This window comes from Pelosinus propionicus DSM 13327 (genome assembly GCF_900114615.1).
Classification (GTDB): Bacteria; Bacillota; Negativicutes; order DSM-13327; family DSM-13327; genus Pelosinus; species Pelosinus propionicus.
Window position 1 is genome coordinate 82385 of record NZ_FOTS01000009.1, and the last position, 24953, is coordinate 107337.

General features: G+C 40.4%; 18 protein-coding genes. All 18 read right to left on the minus strand.

Annotated elements, in window-relative coordinates:
• Positions 1-24: 24 nt before the first annotated feature.
• Positions 25-1398: a PTS ascorbate transporter subunit IIC gene (locus tag BMZ99_RS06495; RefSeq protein WP_090934159.1), complete on the minus strand. Its 1374-nt coding sequence runs from the start codon at positions 1396-1398 to the stop codon at positions 25-27.
• A 12-nt stretch (positions 1399-1410) separates the two neighbouring features.
• Positions 1411-1695, minus strand: coding sequence for a PTS sugar transporter subunit IIB (locus BMZ99_RS06500; protein ID WP_090934286.1), 285 nt, complete (start codon positions 1693-1695; stop codon positions 1411-1413).
• A 7-nt stretch (positions 1696-1702) separates the two neighbouring features.
• Positions 1703-3865, minus strand: coding sequence for a BglG family transcription antiterminator (locus BMZ99_RS06505; protein ID WP_245754851.1), 2163 nt, complete (start codon positions 3863-3865; stop codon positions 1703-1705).
• A 145-nt stretch (positions 3866-4010) separates the two neighbouring features.
• Positions 4011-4553 (minus strand): folate family ECF transporter S component, encoded by a 543-nt coding sequence (locus tag BMZ99_RS06510; protein ID WP_090934166.1) that lies wholly within the window; start codon positions 4551-4553, stop codon positions 4011-4013.
• 121 nt (positions 4554-4674) lie between these two features.
• On the minus strand, positions 4675-6204 hold the full coding sequence (hutH, locus tag BMZ99_RS06515; protein ID WP_090934169.1) for a histidine ammonia-lyase: 1530 nt from the start codon (positions 6202-6204) through the stop codon (positions 4675-4677).
• Positions 6205-6243: 39 nt separating this feature from the next.
• Complete coding sequence (locus tag BMZ99_RS06520; protein ID WP_090934173.1) at positions 6244-7680, minus strand: amino acid permease; 1437 nt, start codon at positions 7678-7680, stop codon at positions 6244-6246.
• A 71-nt stretch (positions 7681-7751) separates the two neighbouring features.
• On the minus strand, positions 7752-8375 hold the full coding sequence (locus tag BMZ99_RS06525; protein ID WP_090934179.1) for a cyclodeaminase/cyclohydrolase family protein: 624 nt from the start codon (positions 8373-8375) through the stop codon (positions 7752-7754).
• A 170-nt stretch (positions 8376-8545) separates the two neighbouring features.
• Complete coding sequence (ftcD, locus tag BMZ99_RS06530) at positions 8546-9436, minus strand: glutamate formimidoyltransferase (RefSeq protein WP_090934182.1); 891 nt, start codon at positions 9434-9436, stop codon at positions 8546-8548.
• Position 9437: 1 nt separating this feature from the next.
• Positions 9438-10721 (minus strand): imidazolonepropionase, encoded by a 1284-nt coding sequence (gene hutI / locus BMZ99_RS06535; protein WP_090934185.1) that lies wholly within the window; start codon positions 10719-10721, stop codon positions 9438-9440.
• 25 nt (positions 10722-10746) lie between these two features.
• Positions 10747-12783, minus strand: coding sequence for a urocanate hydratase (locus BMZ99_RS06540; RefSeq protein WP_245754852.1), 2037 nt, complete (start codon positions 12781-12783; stop codon positions 10747-10749).
• Between the two features lie 136 nt (positions 12784-12919).
• Positions 12920-13930, minus strand: a complete 1011-nt coding sequence (gene hutG, locus BMZ99_RS06545; RefSeq protein ID WP_090934191.1) for a formimidoylglutamase — start codon at positions 13928-13930, stop codon at positions 12920-12922.
• A 49-nt stretch (positions 13931-13979) separates the two neighbouring features.
• Entirely contained in the window at positions 13980-15647 is a 1668-nt protein-coding gene (locus BMZ99_RS06550) for a formate--tetrahydrofolate ligase (protein WP_090934194.1), read from the minus strand.
• 22 nt (positions 15648-15669) lie between these two features.
• Positions 15670-16008 carry a PAS domain-containing protein gene (locus BMZ99_RS06555; protein WP_090934197.1) on the minus strand — a complete coding sequence of 113 codons (339 nt, stop codon included), beginning with the start codon at positions 16006-16008 and terminating at the stop codon, positions 15670-15672.
• Positions 16009-16268: 260 nt separating this feature from the next.
• Positions 16269-17348, minus strand: a complete 1080-nt coding sequence (locus BMZ99_RS06560; RefSeq protein ID WP_090934200.1) for an HlyD family secretion protein — start codon at positions 17346-17348, stop codon at positions 16269-16271.
• Complete coding sequence (locus BMZ99_RS06565; protein WP_217645057.1) at positions 17341-19746, minus strand: FtsX-like permease family protein; 2406 nt, start codon at positions 19744-19746, stop codon at positions 17341-17343. Before BMZ99_RS06565 ends, BMZ99_RS06560 begins: the two co-directional genes overlap by 8 nt.
• A complete protein-coding gene (locus BMZ99_RS06570; protein ID WP_090934203.1) occupies positions 19743-20555 on the minus strand; it encodes an ABC transporter ATP-binding protein in 813 nt (270 codons plus the stop codon). Before BMZ99_RS06570 ends, BMZ99_RS06565 begins: the two co-directional genes overlap by 4 nt.
• Positions 20556-20786: 231 nt before the next feature.
• Positions 20787-23873 carry a tetratricopeptide repeat protein gene (locus tag BMZ99_RS06575; protein ID WP_090934206.1) on the minus strand — a complete coding sequence of 1029 codons (3087 nt, stop codon included), beginning with the start codon at positions 23871-23873 and terminating at the stop codon, positions 20787-20789.
• 193 nt (positions 23874-24066) lie between these two features.
• Positions 24067-24909, minus strand: coding sequence for a site-2 protease family protein (locus tag BMZ99_RS06580; protein WP_090934209.1), 843 nt, complete (start codon positions 24907-24909; stop codon positions 24067-24069).
• Positions 24910-24953 lie beyond the last annotated feature (44 nt).

Consider the following 24953-nt stretch of genomic DNA (forward strand, 5'->3'; position numbering starts at 1 on the left):
GCACGCTTTTCTCGATTTTTCAGCCTAGCCCTGCACGTTGTTAATGGCATGAGCTTTGGTTTTTATATGATTTGGAATCACCAGTACTATTACTAGAATCGCAACAAGGATATAAATCCCTGCTGGGCCTACTGCATCATATGCTTTACCTAACAAAATTCCTAGAAAACCAAAATCTGCATCACCAAAAGTTGTGTTCTGAAATCCTAACTGCCCAAGAACAGGAAGTAGAAATGCAGGCAAAAAAGTAATGGCCAAACCATTTACAAAAGCTCCCAATGCAGCTCCTTTTCTACCGCCAGTAGCATTTCCATAGATTCCAGCCGTAGCACCGCAGAAGAAATGTGGAACAAGCCCTGGTATGATGAGCACACCTCCAGCGGTTCCTAATAGTAACATACCTATTATACCGCCAATAAAGGAACTAATAAAGCCGATTACAACAGCTGTCGGGGCATAAGTAAAGAATACAGCGCAATCTACAGCAGGAATCGCATTAGGTATGATTTTCGTTGCAATTCCTTGAAAAGCAGGAATTAAATCACCAAGAATCATTCGAACACCTGCATACACAATGGTAACACCAACAGCAAATTTTAGAGCCGACATGATTGCAAATAGAAAGGGTGACATTTCACCAGATAAAGTATTTACATAGCTAGCTCCCGCAGCAAAAGCTGCAATTAAATAAAATATCATCATGGTCAAAGCTGTAGATATAGTAGTATCTCTGAGAAATCCCCATTGTTCAGGTACTTCCATTTTTTCTGTACTCTCTTCTGGTTTTCCAGCAAATTTGCCAACCCATGCAGATAAATAATAACCTAGGCTACCAAAGTGTCCCATGGCAATTTCATCACCATCTGTCACCTTTAACGTATATTTTTGACCAATTGCTGGTGAGATGGCACTCCACGCTCCAAGAATAAAACCACCAATAAAAATCAGTTCAGCCCCTTTCATGCCTGAAGCACCTAAAACCGCTGAAAGAAGACACGCCATGAAAAAACTATGATGCCCTGTTAGAAACACATATTTATATTTGGTAAATCTTGCAATAAGAAGATTAATTACTAAACCAGCTACAAGAATGGACATGGTTTCAATGCCAAGTACTTTTTGTGCTACGGAAACGATGGCTTCGTTATTAGGAACTACACCAGTAATGTGAAAACCTTCTTCAATCATTTTTCCCAGGGGTGTCAAATTGGCAACAATAAAATCAGCACCCGCTCCTAGCATCAAATAGCCTAGAATTGGTTTCAAGGTTCCTGTCATGACTTTGAACGTAGGCCTTTTTAGGGCTACTAGACCGATAAGTGCCATGATTCCCATTAATAATGCCGGTTGTTTTAGTACGTCCCGAAAGAATTCTAGAATGATGGTAAATGTGGACATAGATCATACCCCCTACATTTTACTTTCTTGTATTCTTTTTAGAATCTCAAGTACATCTTCTTCAATCTTTTTCTTATTAATGTAGCTTCGAACCACCGCCACTTTACGCCCCTCAAATTGATAGGCCAACTCTTTTACCGTAATAATCAGGTCCGCCTTTTTCCCTTGGGCCGAATTAAAGTCTGCTGATTCTACAGAAGCTTTAATATGATGATCTTCACAAATCTCATCAATTTTCATTTTCAACATAATACTGCTGCCAATCCCATTTCCACACACGGTTAAGATCGTAAGCATCATTGGGTCACCTCCTATCTACTTCTTTGCTGTTGATATATGCTACTATTTCTTCTTTACTACTCGCTGCATCCGCCGTTGCTTTAAACTCTTCATCATCTAATAATTGCATTAATTCAGCTAACGCTTTTAAATGGGTAGTATTATCTACGGCGCACAAGAAAACTGCTACGCTAACAGGATCATTCTCCTTACTGCCAAAGTTCACTGGGGCCTTTAAAGTTATCAACGCCATTCCCACTTTTTTTACTCCATCTTCTGGCCTTGCATGAGGCATGGCAATCCCTTTTGCGATAACGATATAGGCTCCCATTTTCTTTACCGTGCTCACCATGGCATCCACATAGCGATGTTCAATCAAACCAGAATCCTCTAAAAGTTTTCCTCCTTTATAAATCACTTCCTCCCAGCTCTTCGTTTTTACATTTACCTCTATCATATCTGCTGTTAATAGCTCTCTTAACAATGGTTGTACAACTCCCTTCTTCCCTATATTGTCTGCTTTTAAAATTTTCGCCAATCCTGCTACTAATGCATCATAATTTTTTATGTCACAATGCTCTTCAATCAATGTTAGTGTCTGGAGAAAAATATCCTTTGGCTGAAAGTGATATTGGATTAAATATTTTTTTAATTTCTCAACATCTTTTTCCAAAAGCATCGGATTGACCTGTACACAGGGAACTACATCAGTTTTTACGGGTAGTGTTGTTACTATAAGATCAACTTTCCGATCTCTGAGAACTTGATTTACTTGACGATAAGCAATCACATCCACAATCTTCACATAGAATAATTGCTGTAATCTGGAAGATAATAATCTGGCAGTACCTAACCCCGTACTACAAACCACCAGAATTTTCTTTTCCATTTCATTCTTGTCTTTTAATTTTTCTAAAGCCGCGCCAAAATGTAAAGTAAAATACCCAATTTCTTCATCATTAAATGATTTGCCGATATAACCTTCTACCGATGCCATACTGTTTTTTACAATTTGAAACAGTTGATGATATCTTACTTTAATTTCATCTAGTACTGGATTTTTTAATTTTAAATCATTTTTAAGTCTATAGATGGCAGGTCGTAAATGCTCTAGCAAACCGCTAAATAGGTCTTCATCCTGAATCAAAGATTCCTGCTGCAACCTTTGACTTACTTCTTCTAGAATCTTCCCTGTTACAATTTGAAGAGCCGGCCAATCTTCATTGGATGAGGTATTTGATGCATATACGTTGCTGCCAAGCAGATGAATGGTGATATATCCAATTTCAGCATAGGGAACTTCAATCTTAAATTCTTCTTCCAGCTTGCTTGCGACATAAGATGCAGCGGCAAACTCCTTTGTGGTCTCATAGCTTTTAAGCTCGTTATACGGCATTACAATATCTCTGCCTAAATTGATTCTTTTTATAGCAATTGCTATGTGCATGACCAAGCCATAAAATGCCTCATCAGAAAAAGTGGTTTCTAACTGCTTTTCTGCCTCAATCACGCACCCCTCAATAAAAGGGATATTCATATTGGAAAACATATTAGAAATTTCCGATTGAGAAAAAATCGTATTCATATTTTTTAACATTTGTGATATTTCTTGATTTAAGAAACCTCGCACTTCTATACATTTCATTAATAGTTCAATGGATGCGCGACGCAGATATCTTTCCTCTCCCATGATTTTTATCCCATGATTTGTGGAGGAAATCAATGTTAAGTGATTGTCTTTCAATACTTCTCTTACTTTACTTAAATCTTTAATTACGGTACTACGGCTTGTTTTTAACCTTTCACCAAGATCATCAATCGTCATATAGTTTTCCTGCTGCAGCAATACAGCCAAAATTATTTCAACTCGTTCTTCTTGAGAAGCTATATAATGATAATTTTCCCGGTCTAACAGTTTCTGCATAATCATTTCCACAATCTGAGGAGAGGCAGTATAAGTGATTCCTACATTAGGCTTACGAAGAAATTGTGGAAACTTATTGTATTCTAGAAACTCATCTATTTTATCCAAGCTATAGCGAATTTGTCGCGGAGTGCTATGCAAAGCCTCTGCTAAAGCAGAAATCGTTACAGCCTGGTCACTGCTTGTAATCATTTGAAATAATTGAGCAGACATTTCATTGAGTGTAATACCTATCACCTCTTTTTCATTTCCATTATATAACACAGAAAGACACTCATAAAAGAGTAAGATTTGGCGTACTAATTGTGACAAAACTAACCTAATAACAACTTATATCGATCATAAAAAGACAAACCTCCTATACGAATTCTCGCTGGAATTCGTATAGGAGGTTTTATGCCAGAACAGGCTATTGGGATGATCCTACTGATTGTTCACGATAACAGAATTTTAATCTGTCTACCACAGCATAAATCAGCATGCAGTATATCGGGATCAGAATACCTTGTGTAATCAATCTTGCAGGCAGTGTAACCCAAAAAGGAATACCAAAATGCCATTGCAGTAAACAAGGCACTAGGATCATGGCAACTAAAATCTGACTTACAGCAATTGCTAAATACATACGCCATCGCAAACAATCTTTATAATTGCCACCTCCTGCAATGATCCCTGCAAGAAAACCATGTAATCCGGCAGCAATCGTAAAAGTTGGCAGAAATATACCTGATGGTGCCAGGATAAATCCCAGCACATCACCAATCAAGCCTGCAAGAAAACCTAATCTTGCACCTAACAAAATACCACTCAGTACTAATGGCAGCGTGCCAAACCCGATTCTAATACTTTCAACACCTTCAAATGGAATATGAACGCTACAAATTCTACTTAAAATCATATTTAGAGCAATAAAAATGGCCATAAGCGTAATACTTCGAACCGATACCGTCATTACATCACCTAAGTTTCAATTCTATTACTGGTTTAGCAGTTGAAAATATTTTAGCACATTTCACCATCTGATAAAATCCCCCAGATTATTTTCACTCCTATATTGCAGGATTTCATTTGCTTTAATAAATTTTCAATTGTCCAGCCACCGCTTCTACTTCTTGAACGATTCTGCCGCTGGCAATTAAATTATGAAGTGTTTTAATGTCGGGTGCCGGTACCCGATCCTCATCTAAATGCGATACAACACTACGAATGGTTTGATGAGCTTTAGCTGTTCCATCACCGGCTGTAAGAGGTGCTAAAAAGTCAATACCTTGTGCAGCGGCCAGCATTTCAATCGCTAATACGTTGCAGACATTATCCAAAATTTCTCTAGCTTGACGAGCAGCAATCGTTCCCATGCTTACATGGTCTTCCTGATTCGCAGAAGTCGGAATGGAATCGGCACTAGCTGGATGCACCAGAACTTTATTCTCCGATACCAATGCAGCTGCAACATATTGCGTGATCATAAGACCAGAGTCAACCCCTGGGAAAGCTGTCAAAAATGCTGGCAAATCGCTTAAATGCACATCTAACAAACGGTTAGTACGCCGTTCAGAAATATTGCCTAGTTCAGCAATTGCCAGTTTAAGATAATCCATGACTAAAGCAATCGGCTGTCCATGAAAATTTCCTCCGGAAATGGCTTCACCTGTTTCCGGCATAATGAGCGGGTTATCTGTTGCCGCATTAATTTCGACATTTAAGGTTTCCTCTGCACGCCTAAGAGCATCTTTAGAGGCACCATGCACTTGAGGTATACAGCGTAATGAATATGCATCCTGTACTTTTTTGCAATTAATATGAGAAGCAATTATAGCACTATGGGCAGTTAGGCGCAACATATTTTGCGTAGTCGCAACCTGACCGGGATGTGCTCTAACTTGGCTAATGCGCAGATCAAAAGCCGCCCTAGTACCTTTTAAAGCTTCCACACTTAATCCTGCTGCAATATCTGCTGCCTTCATCAAATTAACAGCATCATGCCAGGCAATCGTACCAACCGCAGTCATAATTTGTGTACCATTTATCAATGCCAATCCTTCTTTGCCACTCAATACAATGGGCTCTAGACCACAAGCTTTTAACGCATCAGCACCTGCTAGCAACTGACCACTCAGATAAGCCTCACCTTCCCCTAGCATAACTAGCACCATATGTGAAAGAGGTGCTAAATCACCGCTGGCACCGACTGATCCTTTAGCTGGGATTGCAGGACATATTCGTTTATTAAGAAGATTTAACAGCATTTCTACTGTTGACAACCGAATCCCCGAATAACCTTTTGCCAATGAATTCGCTCTCAGCAGCATAGCCGAGCGGACAACATCTTCTGACAAATGATCGCCAACACCAGTAGCATGACTTAAAATCAGGTTACGCTGCAACTTTGCCCTTTCATCTTTTGAAATAAAGATGGTACTGAAATCGCCAAACCCAGTGGAAATACCATAAACAGGTTTTTCTTCTTCTAATATTTTATCAACGATCTGTCTGCTGGCAATAATTTGTTCGCGTCCTTTATTACTGAGTCTAACTTCTTCATAATTGCGTGCTACCTTTATGACATCTTCCAATGTTAAGGAATTTCCATCTAACACAATCATCCTGAATCCCCTCCGCATTTTTCGAAAATTTCTGCTAATTTATTTGCTAATTTCTGCTGGTTTTTCTTCACGCTTACTATGAATCAAGATGTAATACAAATAAATAGCTATGATAATTGGCAAACCAGTATAAAGGACAATCTCCTGTCCATCAATGAAGGCTAAACTTGCGATAATACAAATATTCAAGATTATTGCCAGAATTGGCAGCGCGGGATATAGTGGCGTTCTAAAAACCAAATCATTCAAATTGCCGCCGATTTCAAGGAAATGTTTACGAAAATTAATTTGGCACCAAGAGATGACAATCCAGATCAAGCAGCCAGTCAAACCTACACTAGACATCAGCCATATATAAACAGTGTCAGCAGCATATTCACTGGTCAACAATGATAATGCAGATAATAACAGTGTCAAAAAAATACCATTCGTGGGCACGCCCCCCGAATTTAAATGCCCTAACCATTTTGGCGCATGGCCGTCTTTAGACATTGACCAGAGTAAACGCGAACAAACATATAATGCAGAATTACTGGCTGATAAGGCCGAAGTAAGAACAACAAAGCTCATAATATCTTTTGCAATGGGGATTCCGATACGACCAAATACATAGGCAAAGGGGCTTTCTAGCACACCTGCTTCTTTATAAGGAATGGTTGCTCCCAATACAATGATTGCCAGAACATAGAACACAATGATGCGAAAAACAACACCTTTAATAACTTTAGGCACATTTTTACCAGGATCTTCACATTCTCCAGCTGCCACACCTACCAGTTCCGATCCTTGGAAGGAATAGACTACCGTAATCATAGTCAAAAACAAAGCCCAGCCGCCATTTGGAAATAACCCAGTCCCAGTGTTAAAGTTGGAAAATCCAATCGCTCCTTCATTTCCAACAGCACCAAACATCAAACCTGCACCAGCAAGAATAAAGGCAATAATAGCTGCAACCTTGATACCTGCAAACCAAAACTCAGTTTCACCATAAACTTTAACGGAAATTAGATTCAGAGCAGTTACTAATACAGCAAATAATACACACCAAATCCAAATAGATACATCAGGAAACCACAATGACATAATAATTGCAGATGCGGTAAAGTTAGCTGCAATACAAACTGCCCAGTTAATCCAATACAACCATCCTACTGTAAAACCAACGCCGGGGGAAATAAATTTCATAGCATAACTTTGAAATGATCCTGATACAGGCATTGCCACGGCAAGTTCTCCTAAACATAGGAGAGCCAAGTACATAACCATCCCGCCAAATAGAAAAGCTAACACCGCACCAATTGGTCCCGCTTCACTCACCACTTGCCCAGCACCTAGAAATAACCCCGTACCAATGGTACCACCAATGGAAATCATCATCATATGCCGAGATTTCAAATCACGATGGAGACCTTTCTTTTCTGGAACTAATGCTTCGGTATCCACCGCCTGCTTTTTGGGGCCTTTCAGCGTTGTCACAATAATCCCCTCCACATTCTTTTTTCGTTTTTAATTATCTTCTCGTTTTTAGAAATTTACAGCACTTCATTTCATATTTTTTCATTTGCAGTTTTAACGAGTTGATCCATTAACACTTCTGAGCGTGCCACCATAGTTTCAACCCGGCTTGCCATCTCAGCAACAAAATCATCATCTTTGATTGACCCCAGATTAATTCGTACATTATAGATAGCAGACCACATAGCAGCTTCTGCCATTCTTCCTGCTACAGCTGCATCACTTGCCGCATTGATGTTACCAATAGAAAGAATTTTTCCTGCTAGCTCTAATACATCCAGACAAGTCTCGGCAACAGTAAATGGTAATGCAGATGCAGCCTTGAGGGATTCTTGAATGACTTTTGTACGCATCTGTTTTTCTTCTTCAGTATTCTTAGATAATTTATAGGCCTTCATTACCTGATTAAAAGCTTTTGTATCCTCGTCAATATATTTTTCCAGGGCCGTCAAACGTTCTTCAAAATCTAATGATAACCGCTTGCATTGTTCATGCACCACTTCATATTTTTTACTACCTACTGTTAGGTTTCCTACCATAATCCCCAGCGCAGCCCCGATGGCTCCAGCTAAAGCTGCTGCGCTGCCACCTCCTGGCGCCGGGGAGTCTGATTTTAGTTCTGCTAAAAAGTCTGTGATACTTTTGTCGATCAGCATACTATTAACTACCTCCCAATTTTATCAGTGTACTCTCAAAAAACTACCATATATAAGCCTAAATAACAGGCAAAAGATAAGCATAACGATTAATGCATATTAAGTAAAAGTTTGCTCATCTTTAGCTCCTAAATGAAACTTCCTAAAAGACTAGCTGTATAGTTTGGCAACTAAATATTTTCTTCCAGCACTTGTTTGCGTTGGAAGCCCTCTAGGCGTAAGTAATAGTCAGTTGTATCAATAAGTGCCTGCATTGGCACCAGTCCCACTATTTCGCTGCCAATAATGTTGACACCATATCGGGCTGCTTCATTTTTTACCGTTTCAAATACCCGGTGTAGTGGCGTGCCTTCATAATTAACCATATTGATAGTAACTTGTGCAATATTGCGCTCTTCAATCATAATGCCCATAGCACGGCAGTATTTGAAACCTCCTTTTGCTTCCCGAATAGCGGCTGCAATTTTTTTAGCTATATTAACATCACTGGTATTTAGATTAATATTATAGGCAATTAAACACTGCCGAGCTCCTACTACTGTAGCACCAGCCCTAGGATGCATTTTGGCCGGACCATAATCTGGCTTTCTTTCTGGCTCCGTAATGGCTGTTTTTAATCCTTCATACTGCCCTTTACGCACATCCGGCAAATTCTTACGCTCGCTCTTTTTCGCAGCTGCTTCATACATATACACTGGAATGTCTAATTTTTCAGCAATTTCTTTTCCTAATTCATTGGCTAGTTCCACGCACTCTTCAAGGCTGACTCCTCGTACTGGAATGAAAGGAATCACATCAGTAGCTCCCATGCGCGGATGCTCACCATGATGCTGTTCCATATCAATCAATTCCGCAGCTTTGGCACAAGAGGAAAAGGCTGCTTGCTTAACTGCTTGAGGTTCGCCTACAAACGTTACCACTGAGCGATTATGACTGGCATCAGATTGTACATCCAGCAGCTTGATGCCTTCTATTTTTTTCACTTCATTTACGATAGCCTCTATTACTTCTGAACGACGTCCTTCACTAAAGTTAGGTACACATTCTACTAATTTGCTCATCTTATTTAATACCTCCTAAATTACTGTATCCTTTATCTACAACCACTTGCCCCTTCTTAATAACCCGGTCAACGATATTCATTCCAGCATGATAACTCAAAAATAAATAAGATGGATATTTTAGAATAAGTATATCAGCTTGCTTCCCGGGTTCTAACGTACCAATGCGATCTGCTCTTCCAACGGCAGCTGCACCATTTAGCGTCAACGCCGTCAGGATTTCTGCCGGCGATAACGTAAGCTGGATAGCAGCCAATGCAATCAGCATAGGAATTGAGTGACTAAAGCAACTTCCTGGATTATAGTCAGTTGCTAGTGCAAGTGCTCCGCCATTATCGATGATCCACCTAGCTCTGGCGTATTTTTCCTTAAGACAAAATGCCGTAATTGGCAATACTGTCGCCACTACATCTCGGGCAGCCATATCAGCAATCCCTTTATCCGATGCCTGCAGCAAATGATCCGCAGAAACAGCCCCAAGTTCAGCGGCAAGCTCTGCTCCACCAAAGGATACAATCTCATCAGCATGAATTTTTCTTTTTAATCCTAAATCACCTGCGGCCTGCAGAATCTTTCGTGTCTGATCAACTGAAAATACACCCTTTTCGCAGAATACGTCGCAAAACTCTGCTATTGACTGCTCTACCACTGCTGGCAAAAGTTCTTCCACAATGAATGTGACATAGTCATCTCCGCGCCCATGATATTTAGGAGGAATGGCATGAGCCCCCATAAAAGTGGGCACAACTTCGACAGTATGCACGGCATTTAATTTTCCCATAACTTTTAATTGCATGAGTTCCGTATCAAAATCTAATCCATAACCGCTCTTGCCTTCCACAGTAGTAACGCCCATAAGCAGCATGTCATCTAACCGCCTAGATGCACTCTCAAACATTGCATCATAGTCCATAGACTGGGTGGCTTTCACGGTGTTTAAAATACCACCGCCCCGCTCTAATATCTCCAAGTAAGGGGTTCCGCTAAGACGCCAGAAGAATTCTTCTGGACGATAACCGCCAAACACAAAATGCGTATGAGAATCTACAAATCCTGGAATAACACTGCACCCTGACGCATCAATGATTGTTAAATTTTCACGGGAAATTTCGGGCAACTCAGCAGTTTTTCCCACCCATTCAACAATGCCGTCTTTTGCCAATAATGCACCATCAATGATTCTCTCCAAGCGATTCATGTCAGTTCCTTTTCTGGCTGTTGTCCCTGTGCTGGTAACAATCTCTGCTGCATGTTTAATTAATAACATACTACCTTCACTACGCAAAGCATCTCCCCCTTTTGGCACTTTTTTATTCAAAATTATTTAATATTGCAGCGACAATTTTTTCGATCAGTTCTTCTGTTGGAACATATGGAATTGTTACATGAGCTTTGCCTGCATAATCGCGGTTAAATTCAATAATGGTTTCAATTGAATGCTCATTTCTTGCCCATGACCGACGGGCTACACCCCCAATGACATCCCATAGCATAGCCGACTGCAAAATTTGGTCTACTCGCTCACTGCCATCCAACACCATACCAAATCCGCCGTTAATTGATTTTCCAATTCCCACACCACCCCCATTGTGCAATGCTACCAGGCTCATACCTCTCGCAGCATTTCCTGCGAAACATTGTACTGCCATATCCGCCATTACATTGCTGCCATCCTTAATATTCGACGTTTCACGAAAGGGTGAGTCTGTGCCACTGACATCGTGATGATCACGTCCTAGCATAACCGGACCGATCTCACCGCGGCGCACCATTTCATTAAAACGTAATGCAATACTTTTACGTCCTTCTGCATCCTGATATAAAATGCGCGCCTGGGTACCTACAACCAACTCATGTTTTTGGGCATCACGAATCCAAATATAATTATCTCTATCCTGACCGCGTCGTTCAGGATCAATGCATTCCATCGCTGCTTGATCCGTTTTATGCAAATCTTCTGGTTTGCCGCTCAAGCAAACCCAACGGAACGGGCCATAACCGTAATCAAACAATTGCGGTCCCATAATATCTTCCACATAAGAAGGGAAGATGAAGCCATCTTTTTCATCATGTCCATTTTTAGCAATTTCTGTAACTCCTGCATCATAGACCGCCTTCATAAATGCATTTCCGTAATCAAAGAAGTAGCTTCCCTGTTCTACCAATTCTTTAATTAATCTAAAATGCCGCTGCAAGCTCTTGTTAACCAATTCATGAAATTTGCTGCGATTGTTGGTCAGAAGTGCAGTTCTTTCCTCAAAGGTCAACCCCTGTGGACAATAGCCACCATCATAGGCTACATGGCAGGAGGTCTGATCAGACAACAAATCAATCTGCTTACGATTGGCTACTGCATATTCCAGCAAATCTACAATATTGCCATGATAGGCGATCGACAACGCTTTGCCTGCAGCCTGATATTCTTCTGCCATTTTAAATACTTTCTCAATATCATCACTACATTTTCTAACCCATCCTTGCTCTAAACGTGTCTGAATTCGAGAGTAGTCTACCTCAGCAATAATCCCCACTGCACCAGCAATTTCTATTGCTTTAGGCTGTGCACCACTCATACCACCCAACCCGGAAGAAACAAACAACTTCCCATGCAGATCATCCTGAGGCGCAACGCCCAATTTAATCCTGCCTGCCGTTAACAACGTGTTAAAAGTTCCATGTACAATGCCTTGTGGACCAATATACATCCAGCCGCCCGCCGTCATCTGTCCATAGTTGGCAACTCCCATCTGTTCAGCGACTTCCCAATCATTCTGATTATCAAACATCCCTACCATCAAAGCATTAGTAATAATTACTCTAGGTGCTTCGGGTTTTGATGGGAACAGTCCCAGGGGATGTCCGGACTCTACTACCAGTGTTTGCTCCTGCGTCATTACTTCCAGATATTTTTTTATTAATTGGTATTGCATCCAATTTTGGCATACGCTTCCCGTCTCCCCATACGTGACCAATTCATAGGGATAAAGTGCAACATCATGATCAAGGTTATTGTCAATCATGACTTGAAATGCCTTTCCCTCGGTGCAGTGACCTTTATATTCATCCAAAGGTTTTCCGTAAATAGCTTCTTTCGGCATATACCTATAACCATAAATCCGCCCATATGTTTTTAGTTCTTCCATAAATTCTCTTGCCAAATTACTATGTAACTCCTCTGGGATATACCGTAGAGCATTTTTTAATGCAACTTTACTTTGTTCGATGTTTAACCGAAAGCCTCTATCCGGTGCTCTGCGTACCCCCTCCTTAAATATCGGCGGCTCTGGTAATACATTGTCCAGTTTAATGGTCATTGCACTGGCAATCTCTTTGTTATCGATTTTCATCGTCATGTCTCCTTCCACAAAATAGTATTAAAATATCTATACAATGAGTCATCAATTTTTCATTTAAAATAATCTTTATATTCTGATTATAATGCTTCTACTGTCAAAATATCGTCAAATCATGTACCATGCATTTTCACCTAGCCAACCCTTTCAGTCGACAAAGAGTATCAACTACAGCAAAAATGATTACTTTAGCTAAGCTCGCAGTTGCTCTATCATGATCAAACCGCGGTGATACTTCGGCAATGTCAAATCCAACGACTTTTTGCGTGCGCAGTATATGTTTTAAATACTTCAGCACTATCTCCGGATGCAGCCCCAAGGGCTGTGGTGCACTGACACCGGGAGCAAAAGAAGAGGAAAACACATCCGCACAAATTGTTACGTAAAGATGGGGTATCGACTGCACAAAAGAATCAATTTTCTCCAGGATATGCTCTTCATATTGCATGGAGATATCACCTGCTAATAAGTAACCTGCTCCTAATTGTTGGGCAGTTTTAAACAATTCAAGTGTATTGCTGCTGCGCTGGATGCCTAGGCAAAAGTAATGGAATACTTCTCCCCATTTGCGTGCATCTTCAGCGATCTGCCGAAACATCGTCCCAGAATTTCCTTCTCCAATAAATGGTCGAAGGTCAAAGTGTGCATCAAAATTTAAAATCCCCAGATCACATTTGCCATCTTTCTGTCGCAGAAAGTCAGCTTGTCCCCGGAAATGTCCCAAAGCAGTTTCATGACCGCCTCCCATAACCAGAGGAAACAGTCCAGCTTGACGGAGGTAAATAACTGCTTGTTCTAGTGCCATCTGGCTTCTCGTTAACTCTCCATCTGCACAGGTAATATTTCCTGCATCAAATAACAACACCTCTGAAGAAAAAGAACAAGGTAAATTAGTAAGTTCACGTCGTATCTCCTCCGGCCCCGAAGAAGCACCTTGGCGTCCGTTATTCCTCCGTATACCCTCATCACAGCAAAATCCCAGCAAAGCAAATCCTATTTTACCCGTGAATTTACATAATGGCTGCCGTAAATCCAGTGGTTTTATCCATTGGTGCCACCGGAATGCATCAAAATTTTCCTTGCTGTCAACCCGCCCCTGCCATATTGTAAAATCTGCTGTTTCGTATCGATCCTGAAACATACTTATCCTCCTGCTCATTCTTATCGTTTAATTTACAATTTGTATTGGCTTAAAATAACCCAGTAATTTTACCATCATTATCAATGTCCATCATTTCCGCTGCCGTTTTTTTCGGAAGTCCTGGCATTGTCATAATATCACCAGTAATTACTACCAAAAAGCCAGCACCAGCAGCTATTCGTATTTCTCTAACTGTCATGGTAAAAGCCTTTGGTCGCCCAATCTGTGTTGCATCATCGGACAAAGAATATTGCGTCTTAGCAATGCATATTGGCGTTTTATCAAGGCTCATCACATTCAAATCCTGAATGGTCTTTTCGGCTGCCTTGCTATAATTGACGTTTTCAGCACCATAAATTTCTTTAGCAATCACACTAATTTTTTCTTTGACAGGCAGTGTTTCATCATATAAAAATCTAACAGGTTTAGGCTCTTTAAACATGTCAAGAAGCTGCTCAGCCAGCTCTATTCCTCCAGCACCACCCTCAGCCCATACTTTTGAAATCGTTACTGTGACACCAATTTCCTTGCACTGCTCTCTGACGAATGATAGTTCTTCTTCTGTATCAGTTGGAAAAGCATTGATGGCAACCACCGTAGGAATATTAAATTTTTGCATATTCTCGATATGTTTTTTTAAATTTTCCAATCCATGCTCTAGCGCCTTTTGATTGACTTTCGTCAATTCTGTCTTAGCAATACCACCGTGTGCCTTAAGTGCCCTTACCGTAGCAACCAGTACCACTGCATCAGGCATAAATCCGGCAAAGCGACATTTTATGTCAATAAACTTCTCCGCCCCCAAATCAGCACCAAAGCCAGCCTCGGTAATCAATATATCGGATAGCTTTAACGCAAATTTAGATGCCATTATGCTATTGCATCCATGAGCGATATTAGCAAAAGGACCTCCGTGCACAAAAGCCGGTGTATGTTCAAGCGTCTGCACTAAATTAGGTTTAATAGCATCTTTGAATAAGAGTGTTAGCGCACCAGCAACTTTTAAATCCCCTGCCGTAATCGCTTGATTGTCATAGGTATAGCCTACAATGATTTTACTAATTCGTTGTTTCATATCATCCAAATCTTTCGCTAAACACAAAATCGCCATTAATTCTGATGCAACGGTGATATCAAAGCCGCTCTCTCTTGGTACTCCATTAGCCTTTCCACCTATCCCAAGCACAATATGACGCAATGTCCGATCATTAAGATCGACTACTCTTCGCCAAGTAACGCGGCGAGGATCAATCCCCAGCACATTGCCATGTTGAATATGATTATCAATGATTGCGGACAACAAATTATGCGCCGTAGTCACGGCATGAATATCACCAGTAAAATGCAAATTGATATCTTCCATTGGAACAATCTGCGCATACCCACCGCCTGCTGCACCACCCTTCATGCCAAAACAAGGCCCCAACGACGGTTCCCTCAAGGCAATCATCGCCTTTTTCCCCAGTCTTCGAAAGGCATCTCCCAATCCAACAGTCGTAGTTGTTTTCCCCTCACCGGCTGCGGTTGGATTAATCGCACTAACTAATACCAGTTTCCCATTAGGACGCTGTTTCATTTTATCCCACGCCGCCAGCGAAATTTTGGCTTTGTATTTTCCATACTGTTCGATATCATCTTCACTTAAACCAAGATCAGCCGCAATTTTGGTAATGGGCTGCATTCTTGCCTCCTGGGCAATTTCCACATCACTTTTCATTATAATCACCTCTTTCAAAAATTTAGCTCCTTACATAATGGGGCATTTCAGCTGGGATCACCATCGATAATTCCACCAGACCCGCATATTCTCCATTTTGATACCAAGGAGTTTGATATATCAGCTTTTTTACGCCATTTTTCTCAATGGTATAACTATTGGCAGTTTTCGTTTCAATAATCGTCGTGATTTTTTTACAGGCATGGTCAGGATGGATGTCTGCTACATTTTTTCCAATCAAAGAATTACCGCCATACTTTTCAAAAGCTTTAACCGAGGAATCATTCATTTCTATAATTTTTCCAGTCTTATCTGTAACGGTAACTGCAAAGGGCAATTCCTTTGCCCATCTGGTAGACATATGCTTTCCCCTTTCTTTTTTCAAGTTATTCTGCTTATATGAATTCTATAAAAAGCAATGTCTAAATATCGTCAAATAGCAGTGGTACCTTATATAAGTAAGAAAAAGGGCACACGAAAAAATAGAGGAATCGTTTCCTCAAATTTTTGTGTGCCCTTTTCTTGATTTTAAGCTGTCTTCAATGGATACAAATAAGAACCGTATCTGCCACTTTGTATTTTATTATGCCCAATCACTGGATGAGAAGAGTTCAATTTAGATTATGATGCGTCAATCGACACCGATGCCGTCATATTCCAACGCATTCGCTCATCCATATGGAGAGGCTCAATGAATACCGCGTAAGTCATGTCACCGCGCTTTTTCTCGCCAAAGGGTCTGATTCGTGTTACCTTCCCTGGAAGCTCCAGCCCTGGAATCGCATCAAAGGTAATTTTCACCTCCGCCCCCTGCTTGATACGGGCAATATTTATCTCCGTCAAATCCGTAGTTTTAATTTGCCATTTTGATAAATCTGCTAACTGAATATTATCATTATCTGTTATTTCTACATTTTCATCACGTTTAGCCGGATCAATCGAAACAAATTCACCTACTTTAAGATCTATCGAGGCTATGGTACCGCTAAAAGGCGCCCGAAGTTCTGTCAGTACGATACTTTCCTGTGTTCCGAGCAATTTTGCTTTAGCAGTAGCTACATCCGCGGCTGACACTGCAATATCTTCCGATCTTGAACCGGCTTTCGCCATGTCGAGGTCAGCCTCCGCCTGCCGCAACTCGGCCAGTGCTTTTAGATAGGCTGTCTTGTCTTTATCCAACTGCTGCCCTGAAACAGCACCCTGTTCAAAAAGTCGCTTTGTTCGCTCAAAGTTTGCTTTTGCTTCTTCACTCGAAGCACGATTCTGTTCCATTACTGCCTGCTTCATCATTACTTCCTGTAGCCTTAGCCCAGCGCTAGTTTTACTATGACTTGCCTCAGCTTTAGCCAATTCCGCTAGATCACTCTGAGATTTGGCTTTAAGCTCCCGGCTATCCAGACGAACTAGAACTTGCCCTGCTTCTACCTTGTCTCCCTCAGCCACAAGAATCTCCGATATGATACCACTTACCGAGAAACTGAGCACCGAATATTTTACCGGAATCACTTTTCCTTCTGCTACTACCTTATTGCTCGCCTTTACTGGCGGCAGTACAGGCTGCTGCGTTGGCGTACTTTCCCGATGGAAAGCATAATATCCGCCGCCAGCCGCTAAGATCATAACCATTAACACAACGGCTGTCCATTTTTTACCTTTGCTATTTAAATTCATTAGAAATCCCCTTTGCAATTCGTTATTCATAGGCCAATACCTCCCGTATACTTAACCGAGAAGCATTCCAGGCCGGTAAAAAGCTGGCTACAGCAGCTAGAACAATTACAATGATGAGCCACAATATAGCACCACCAATAGAAAAAGTAAAACTAAAGGGCGCATTCATAAAAGCATTCCCTAGCATATTGCTGAATAGTTTACTAGTCGGTAACGCGATAATCATGGCCAGCCCCCAGCTTAATATCCCAATCAGCACACCTTCAATGATAAATATTCTTCGTACCGCCCAATTGGATGCGCCAATTGACCTCATGATGCCAATCTCACGGGTACGTTCAAGTACATTAATACTCATCGTTCCCATCAACCCTAAACCGCCCACAATAGCAAGCATCAAAGCCATCACGAGTAAGAATATAATAATTACATTAAATTGAGACTGGATTTGCACCTTTAAATCCGACATCGTCTGTATACGACTTACTGGCATGCCCGAATCTTTAAAATGCTTTTCCAAGGTTTTAGCGATTTGCATCTGAGCATCAGGATCACGACTTTCTGTAACTGCAAAAACATTAATGCCTTGCCCCGGTTTACCTACTACATTTGAGAAATAGGAGTAATTGGCATACACAAAAGGTCCGGCCATAACTCCCCTGACAATTCCCACTACTGTCCAATAAGTTTTATGCTTATCAGACTTACTCAGTTTAATCGCCAATCGATCGCCGACCTTAACATTTGGATGGTCCTTCAAAACCTCAGTATTAATAACAATTCCGCTTTCATCCTCAGGTACAAGCCAACGCCCTTGCAGCACAATCGGTTTAAGCATCTTGGTCCCGCTTGGTGGCGCCATGATTACAATCTCAGTACTTTCACTCTCCCTGCCATCACTTTTCATTAATCTTGCACCGTCAAAGCTCCAACTTTCCGCTTTTGACACGCCTGGCACATTCATCGCCGTTTGTTCGAGTTGTTCCACTCTAGACCAATTCTTAACATCAATTTCTATATCATATTTAAAATAATCCAATGCATCATCGAGCGTTAACATCATAGAATCGCGCACGCTGAATATGGAGATAAAAATAACTCCGCTGACAGTTAGGGTAATCAAAGTGAGAGCCAAGCGCCCTTTACGACGAAATGTATTCCTCAGGGATAAAAGAACTGGACGAGACACGCCTTTCATCCGTCTGGTAATTCGATCAATCATCCCTGTACCAAAACCGCCTGCACTGCCTACTCCATAAGAATTCATGGCTTCCCGCACGGTAATTCTGGCCCCTCTAACAACTGGGAATATCGCAGCCAGTAATGGAATCAATAAACCTGTGGCCACTTCGGCAGCTAATACAGGATAAGAAATGGCAAGACCTGAAATATCAAAATTTATGTAACTGGCAATAAATTTCGAAACAGCTCCCGCTGCTAAAATTCCAAGGGGCACAGCTATCATCAATGCTAGCAGGCTATAAATAATCACATACATAAGATACATTTTGATAATCTGTTTCGTGGAGGCACCAATCGCCTTCATAACCCCAATTTGCCTGACCTGCTGGGTTAAAAGTGAAGAAATGGTATTTACCAGCAAAAACCCGCTTAATATCAATGACAATATCCCCATCGCACCGAGAGTCATCAACAATGCATCGATCATGGATTGAGCCGGATGCTCACCTGGTTTATTTTTATACATCCAGAAAACCTTGCGTCCACTTTTTTCAATTTTATCCCATACCTTTTGACCAACTTGAGCGATATATTCTTCCGAAGGGGGATCCCCATTAACCGTAATATTGACGGTATCTAGTTCCCATTTCAATCCTAATGCCTCTAACGTTTCCAACGTGATATATCCATATATTCTGCCTGAAAAGGCTGTGGGATTCTGGTTAATATCATGAACGACTCCTGCAATACGCAGGCTGCGTTTTTTACCATCCGGACTCTCTACCTCCACCTCATCACCCACGTTGGCCTTTATATCACTCAATCCGCTGCGTTCAATCAGCATCTGTTTTTCTGGCGGTGGCCAGGAACCACTAATCAGTTTCAGCTTATTAATATGAATATCCTTATAATCAGGGATTACAGCCATCTCTAGCTTTTGCCATTTATCTGGCCCCACCTTTACGCGCATAGATAGTGTCCGCTGTCCTTGCGCTCCTGAAACTCCTTTTACCTTGCGAATGGATTCTAAAAATTCTTCTTTAAATGAGCTGGAATAAATGGTTGCCATAGCCGGATTCACCGCTTTATAACTACTGCTTAAATCCCGTAATATAATCTCATAAGTGCCTGCTACCATGCCAATGGCAAAAACACCTACTGCTATCGATAATACTACCAGCATCGTGCGAATCTTATTATTCAATAGGTCACGAAGCACCTTACGCCACCACACGCCAATCATCATGACGGATTTCCGCCTACTGTGGACGCCTGATTAAAAATTTTATAATCCCCAGTTTGATTCACTATCTCACCATCCGCAACTGTAATTGACCGCCCAACGCGCCTTTCTATGTCGCTATCATGTGTAACCATTAAAATTGTTTTCCCACGTCCAACTAATTCATCAAATAACGAAAAAACAGCATCCGCTGTTTTCGAATCTAAATTTCCCGTTGGTTCATCGGCTACGATAATCGGCGGGTCATTCGCCAACGCACGTACAATTGCTACCCGCTGCTGCTGACCGCCAGAAAGCTCAGTAGGCAATTTATTCGCCTGACCAGTCATTTCAACCATTTTTAATAATGACATCGCCCGTTCTTGCCGCTCATTAGGTCTATACGTATTACAGAAATCCATCGGCAGCATAATATTTTCTAAAACGGATAAGGTGGGCAGTAATTGAAAAAACTGAAATACAATACCGATATTGCGCCCACGCCACACTGCCATTTGGTTTTCTTGCATCTTATGCACGGCCGTACCATTTATCACTACTTCACCAGCCGTAGGGCGATCGACACCTGTAATCATGTTAAGAATTGTCGATTTCCCGCTACCCGACTTGCCAATAATTGCCAGGAACTCACCTGCATTAACCTGTAAATCAACACCCCGGAGTGCCGTAAAATCTCCTGCATCCGTATGGTATGTCTTTTCTACATGACGTAATTCAATTAAATGATTACTATCCTCATATTTATCTACCAGAGCACTTTCATGTGTAGATTGATCGACTTTATGTAAAAAACTAAAATATTTCTTATACATTAACAGCCTCCATTTTTTTACAATCATATCATCCATTAGGTTTATTTTCAACCCGCCCTTATACGGCAAAACAAAATTCATCCCTTACACAAACAATAAAAAGCCGCCCTTAAAAGGAGTTACACTCCTCTTGCAGGCGTTCAACTTTTTTATGATGATGGACTATTCTAAGACTCCCGCCTCAACAGCTCAATGTTGATAATCCATTTATTTGAGTGAAGATGGCATTTTTTATCTTTTGCAGTTATATTCAGACATCATGTCTTCTAAAGATTTTAGTTCAACCGCCATGCCCATTTTATCAAAAACCTTTCGGGCTTGCTGATAATAAGCAACCGCAGGCAAAGGCAAATCCTCTTCAAATACTTCTGCTACTTTTGCATCCTCTTTCATCAGCAGTTTTATTTCTGCTTGAGTACGAAAGATTAACCCGTTTTGATATTGATCATTATATTTTTTTAAGAAGTCCTTAGCCTGCTCAAAATATATTCTTGCTTCATAAGGACGATTCTGCCTGACAGCGATCAATGCCAGTACACAATTAAGTGTACAATAACCACGTAAGCACCAATAGCCTTTTTGATCGCCAAACCCTTCTGCCACTGACAAAGCTTCCTTAAGATATGCAATAGCTTTTACGTAATTATTGATTTGAAAGGCTGTATAACCGGCATTGATATAAAATAAGGCCACTCCTTCGCTAATATTCTTACGTCCAGCGATTCTAACAGCTTGCTCATAATGATGTAAAGCTGCTTGATAATCAGAATTCTCTCGTCTTAAATCGCCAATATAATTTTGGGCTGCTGCAATGGTAAATGCGTAAAAACGATTGCGAGCTGTTAACTTTTTAAATAGTGCTAATGATTGTCTGTAGTAATTTTCGGCTTCTTGATACTGCCCTTTTAACGCACAGGCAATTCCTAAAAAGCGTAAAGCTGTCGCTTTTTTATCTGGGAGTTCATCATGCTCCGTCAAATGCAATAACTTGAGCGCAAATTCCCGGATCAAATATGCCCTCCGAGTTTGAATACCGCAATAAATAATTTGTTGATACCCTTTAATTTGATACTCTCTAAGCTTTTGCACTGAAGCTAAACGCAGCATCTGGTGAATTAGTTTCAATCCCAACAGGTGCTCTCCCCGCCAAATATGATAGCGACCAGACATTTCCCAGTATGCAACTTTATAGGCATCCAATCGTTTATTTGCCATTTTAGAATGGACTAATACATCCAGCAATTCTTTTATTTTCTCTAGATATATGGTGATCTGGCTTCGGCTTTCTCGAAAATCAACATATCCCGTTGGATAGTAACGATTCAGTTCCGGAAACATTTCATATTGGGGACAAAAATATTTTTCGGTTAATTTAATAGTATAATCCAACATTTTCAATTTTTCGTCAGCATTTGTGTAATGATATAAAATATGTTCATAAACGTCTTTGCTTTGCATGCCATCTTGCAGCTGTTGCTCTAAATAGGATGCTGCTTGCTTATGAAACATTCGTTGTCTGATTGTTGACATTTGATTATATACATAATTACGAATCTGCAAATTATAAAACTTATAAGCCGCCCCACCTCTATCTGCCTCCAGCTCTTCCATCAGTAATTGTTTTTGTTGTAATTCTTCCAGCACTTCTACCAAATCAAATTCATTGATTTGAGAAATAGCCTGCAACACCACATAATTCACATTGCTAAAGAAAACGGATGCAATCTCCAAAATTTTTCTGGCATTATCAGAAACATTTCCAGTCCGTTCTTTTAATACACTGTTTAATCGGATTGAACCGTGACTAATATCTCTGCCAGCTGCAATTAAATTTAAACATTCAATCAAAAACAACGCATTACCGCCTGTATAGTCGTATAGCCTAGACTGCATTTCTTTACTAATATCGGGCAGTCGTGAAGCAGACAGTTTCCTTACGTCGTGCGCACTGAACCGGCCAATTTCTAAGTGTTCTAACATATTGCTGCGTTCAAATTCTTCCGTGGTTTTGTCAATCTGCTGTAAATACTCAGCATGGCAAGTTGCTATACATAATATATGTTTACCATGAATACGCAATACCTGCCACAACAGCAGCCATCCTTGCTTATCCATCCAATGAATGTCTTCAATCACTAGTATGGTTTTCTTCAAATGAGCAGCTTTACCCAAAACCTCACACATAATCTCTTCAACCATGGTTGCACTAAATTTATAAGCATCCACTGTTATTTCTTTATGTAATAGAGTTTCACTTATTTTCGTCGTTGGAAAAACATAAGCGATTACTTGTTGCCAAAGAAGTGGCAAATGAATATCGGCTTGCATTAAGCAGCTCATTACCTGTAAAAAAATGTTGTTCCATGCCTTATACAGATATTCATATTCAGCTTGATAGCATTGCGTACGAAAAATATTGCTATGCTTTATTGGAATGCTTGCAAAAAGTTGTTCAACGATTGCTGACTTGCCAACACCTTGGTCTCCCTGGAGCAATATCATCTGCTTACTATGGCCTTTATGATAAAAATCATCCATCCATAATCGCAATTGCAGTAATTCTTTTTCTCTTCCAAAGAATTTCTGATTGCTAACTGCTCCTTCTTCAATGGTTCTGCTGCTTTTCCGGTTCTTGATCCGCCTATAGAGTTCCTGAGTCTTAGGACTGGGCAGCAACGACAAATCCTGTGCCATCTTTCTCTCAAGATCTTGATAGATTTCCATTGCTTTATACGAATCTTCTTTTTCATAGATTTTCATCAATACACGATAGGCGCTTTCGTTATATGCATCCATTCCAATCAATTGCTTTAAATACTTCTTGGCTAACATATATTCTTTTTGATTTATTAGCTTTATGATATATTTCGTCAAATGGTTTATACTATCCATCCTAAACTGCTCGCGTTTTTCAGTAACCCATTCGTCAAAACTGGCCGCATCTTTACAATAAAAGCCTCCTAAAAACTCACCAGGATTCTTTTTTAAAAAACTTACAATATCAGTTACCGTCATTAGCTCCAAATTTGTCTCTGTCACTATGTCTGGGTTTAATGCAATCTTTGCCCGGGATGAAGTAATCAGTAAATCCACGGAAAACATTTTTTTTAACATATACACCGTATTTCGCAAATTTCGTTTCGCGGCATGATCTCCCATATCCCCCCAGAGCAGGGCTGCCAACTCCTCTCGTGTAGCTTCACCAGTAATCAAAAGATAGTACAACAAGGCTTCCATTTTTGCAAAAGGGAATATCATTTTTTGATCATTCCAATACACTGTTGGTTTTTCAAATAGTACTGCACGTAATTTAGCCATCCACTCATCCCCTTTTGAAAAAACTTGCGATACTAAACAACTATTATACTGAATCTTCTTGCAATTACTCTCATTATCCTGCTAAATAAGCAGTCTATACTATATAAAACAAGCGGAAAATCACAAAATGATTTTTCCGCTTGTTTTATAGTTCAAGGTGTAACTTCGGTCCTAACTTCACCATAGGAGTAAATTATCGATTCAGGACTTCATGTATACTATACGTGTAATAAGCTGATAAAGCAAATAGGGAAAAATAAGATAATCCCATTTTAAGGCGGAAGCTATTATCGGTATTATAATAGGGATTTTCTCGATCTTTCCATACCTCCCATGCCTTTTTGATTGCCAATATCGAAATCAAAATACCAATTGGGTTAAAGAAATATAGGGAGAACAATACCATAACAGGAATACCAATTATCCAAAGTTTTAGGGATATGGCAGTAACAATCCTTCCCCCATCAAGAGGATGGGCCGGAATAAGGTTAAATACCGTTAACAAAAATCCGAAATATGCTAATGCAAGCAATAATGCAGAATTAAATATTTCTCCAAGCAAGAGGCAGATAAATGCACCAAGAGCTCCGAAGATCGGTCCAGCAATACCAACAATTGCTTCTGTCTTGGCATCCTTCGGCGCTTGTTTCATCTGGATGATAGCACCGATAAAGGGGATAAACATCGGCAGACTTGTATCAATTCCTAAACGCCTTGAAGCAGTCAGATGTCCCATTTCATGAATAAACAACAACAAAACAATGCCAATAGCGTATTTCCATCCATATAAAAACGTATATGTGATGATCATTAGCATCATTGACAAACCAGTCGTAAGAAACTTTCCAAATTTAAGAAATATAAAAGCTCCTTTAATGAGCGCCCATATCTTTCCTGCTTTGAAAAGCAGCAATAATCCTCCAAAGCTCGTAAACCAGCCCCATTTACTTTTCTTTTTATCAGTAAATTCATTTTCCAATGAAGGCTCGCTGTTTGCTACTATCATTTCATTTTCTTTGCTCTTATTATCTTCCATTTAAAAGCCTCCTTTTATATATGTTTTTAGTCTATAAACAAGTA

Excerpts from the sequence above, each read along its gene's own strand:
- hutH (WP_090934169.1), bottom strand. The coding sequence starts at position 6,204 with ATGATTGTGTTAGATGGAAATTCCTTAACATTGGAAGATGTCATAAAG.
- BMZ99_RS06560 (WP_090934200.1), bottom strand. The coding sequence starts at position 17,348 with ATGAATAACGAATTGCAAAGGGGATTTCTAATGAATTTAAATAGCAAA.
- BMZ99_RS06575 (WP_090934206.1), bottom strand. The coding sequence starts at position 23,873 with ATGGCTAAATTACGTGCAGTACTATTTGAAAAACCAACAGTGTATTGG.
- BMZ99_RS06500 (WP_090934286.1), bottom strand. The coding sequence starts at position 1,695 with ATGCTTACGATCTTAACCGTGTGTGGAAATGGGATTGGCAGCAGTATT.
- BMZ99_RS06570 (WP_090934203.1), bottom strand. The coding sequence starts at position 20,555 with ATGTATAAGAAATATTTTAGTTTTTTACATAAAGTCGATCAATCTACA.
- BMZ99_RS06540 (WP_245754852.1), bottom strand. The coding sequence starts at position 12,783 with ATGAAAATCGATAACAAAGAGATTGCCAGTGCAATGACCATTAAACTG.
- ftcD (WP_090934182.1), bottom strand. The coding sequence starts at position 9,436 with ATGAGCAAATTAGTAGAATGTGTACCTAACTTTAGTGAAGGACGTCGT.
- BMZ99_RS06495 (WP_090934159.1), bottom strand. The coding sequence starts at position 1,398 with ATGTCCACATTTACCATCATTCTAGAATTCTTTCGGGACGTACTAAAA.
- BMZ99_RS06525 (WP_090934179.1), bottom strand. The coding sequence starts at position 8,375 with ATGCTGATCGACAAAAGTATCACAGACTTTTTAGCAGAACTAAAATCA.
- BMZ99_RS06580 (WP_090934209.1), bottom strand. The coding sequence starts at position 24,909 with ATGGAAGATAATAAGAGCAAAGAAAATGAAATGATAGTAGCAAACAGC.
- hutG (WP_090934191.1), bottom strand. The coding sequence starts at position 13,930 with ATGTTTCAGGATCGATACGAAACAGCAGATTTTACAATATGGCAGGGG.
- BMZ99_RS06550 (WP_090934194.1), bottom strand. The coding sequence starts at position 15,647 with ATGAAAAGTGATGTGGAAATTGCCCAGGAGGCAAGAATGCAGCCCATT.
- BMZ99_RS06555 (WP_090934197.1), bottom strand. The coding sequence starts at position 16,008 with ATGTCTACCAGATGGGCAAAGGAATTGCCCTTTGCAGTTACCGTTACA.
- BMZ99_RS06510 (WP_090934166.1), bottom strand. The coding sequence starts at position 4,553 with ATGACGGTATCGGTTCGAAGTATTACGCTTATGGCCATTTTTATTGCT.
- BMZ99_RS06565 (WP_217645057.1), bottom strand. The coding sequence starts at position 19,746 with ATGATGATTGGCGTGTGGTGGCGTAAGGTGCTTCGTGACCTATTGAAT.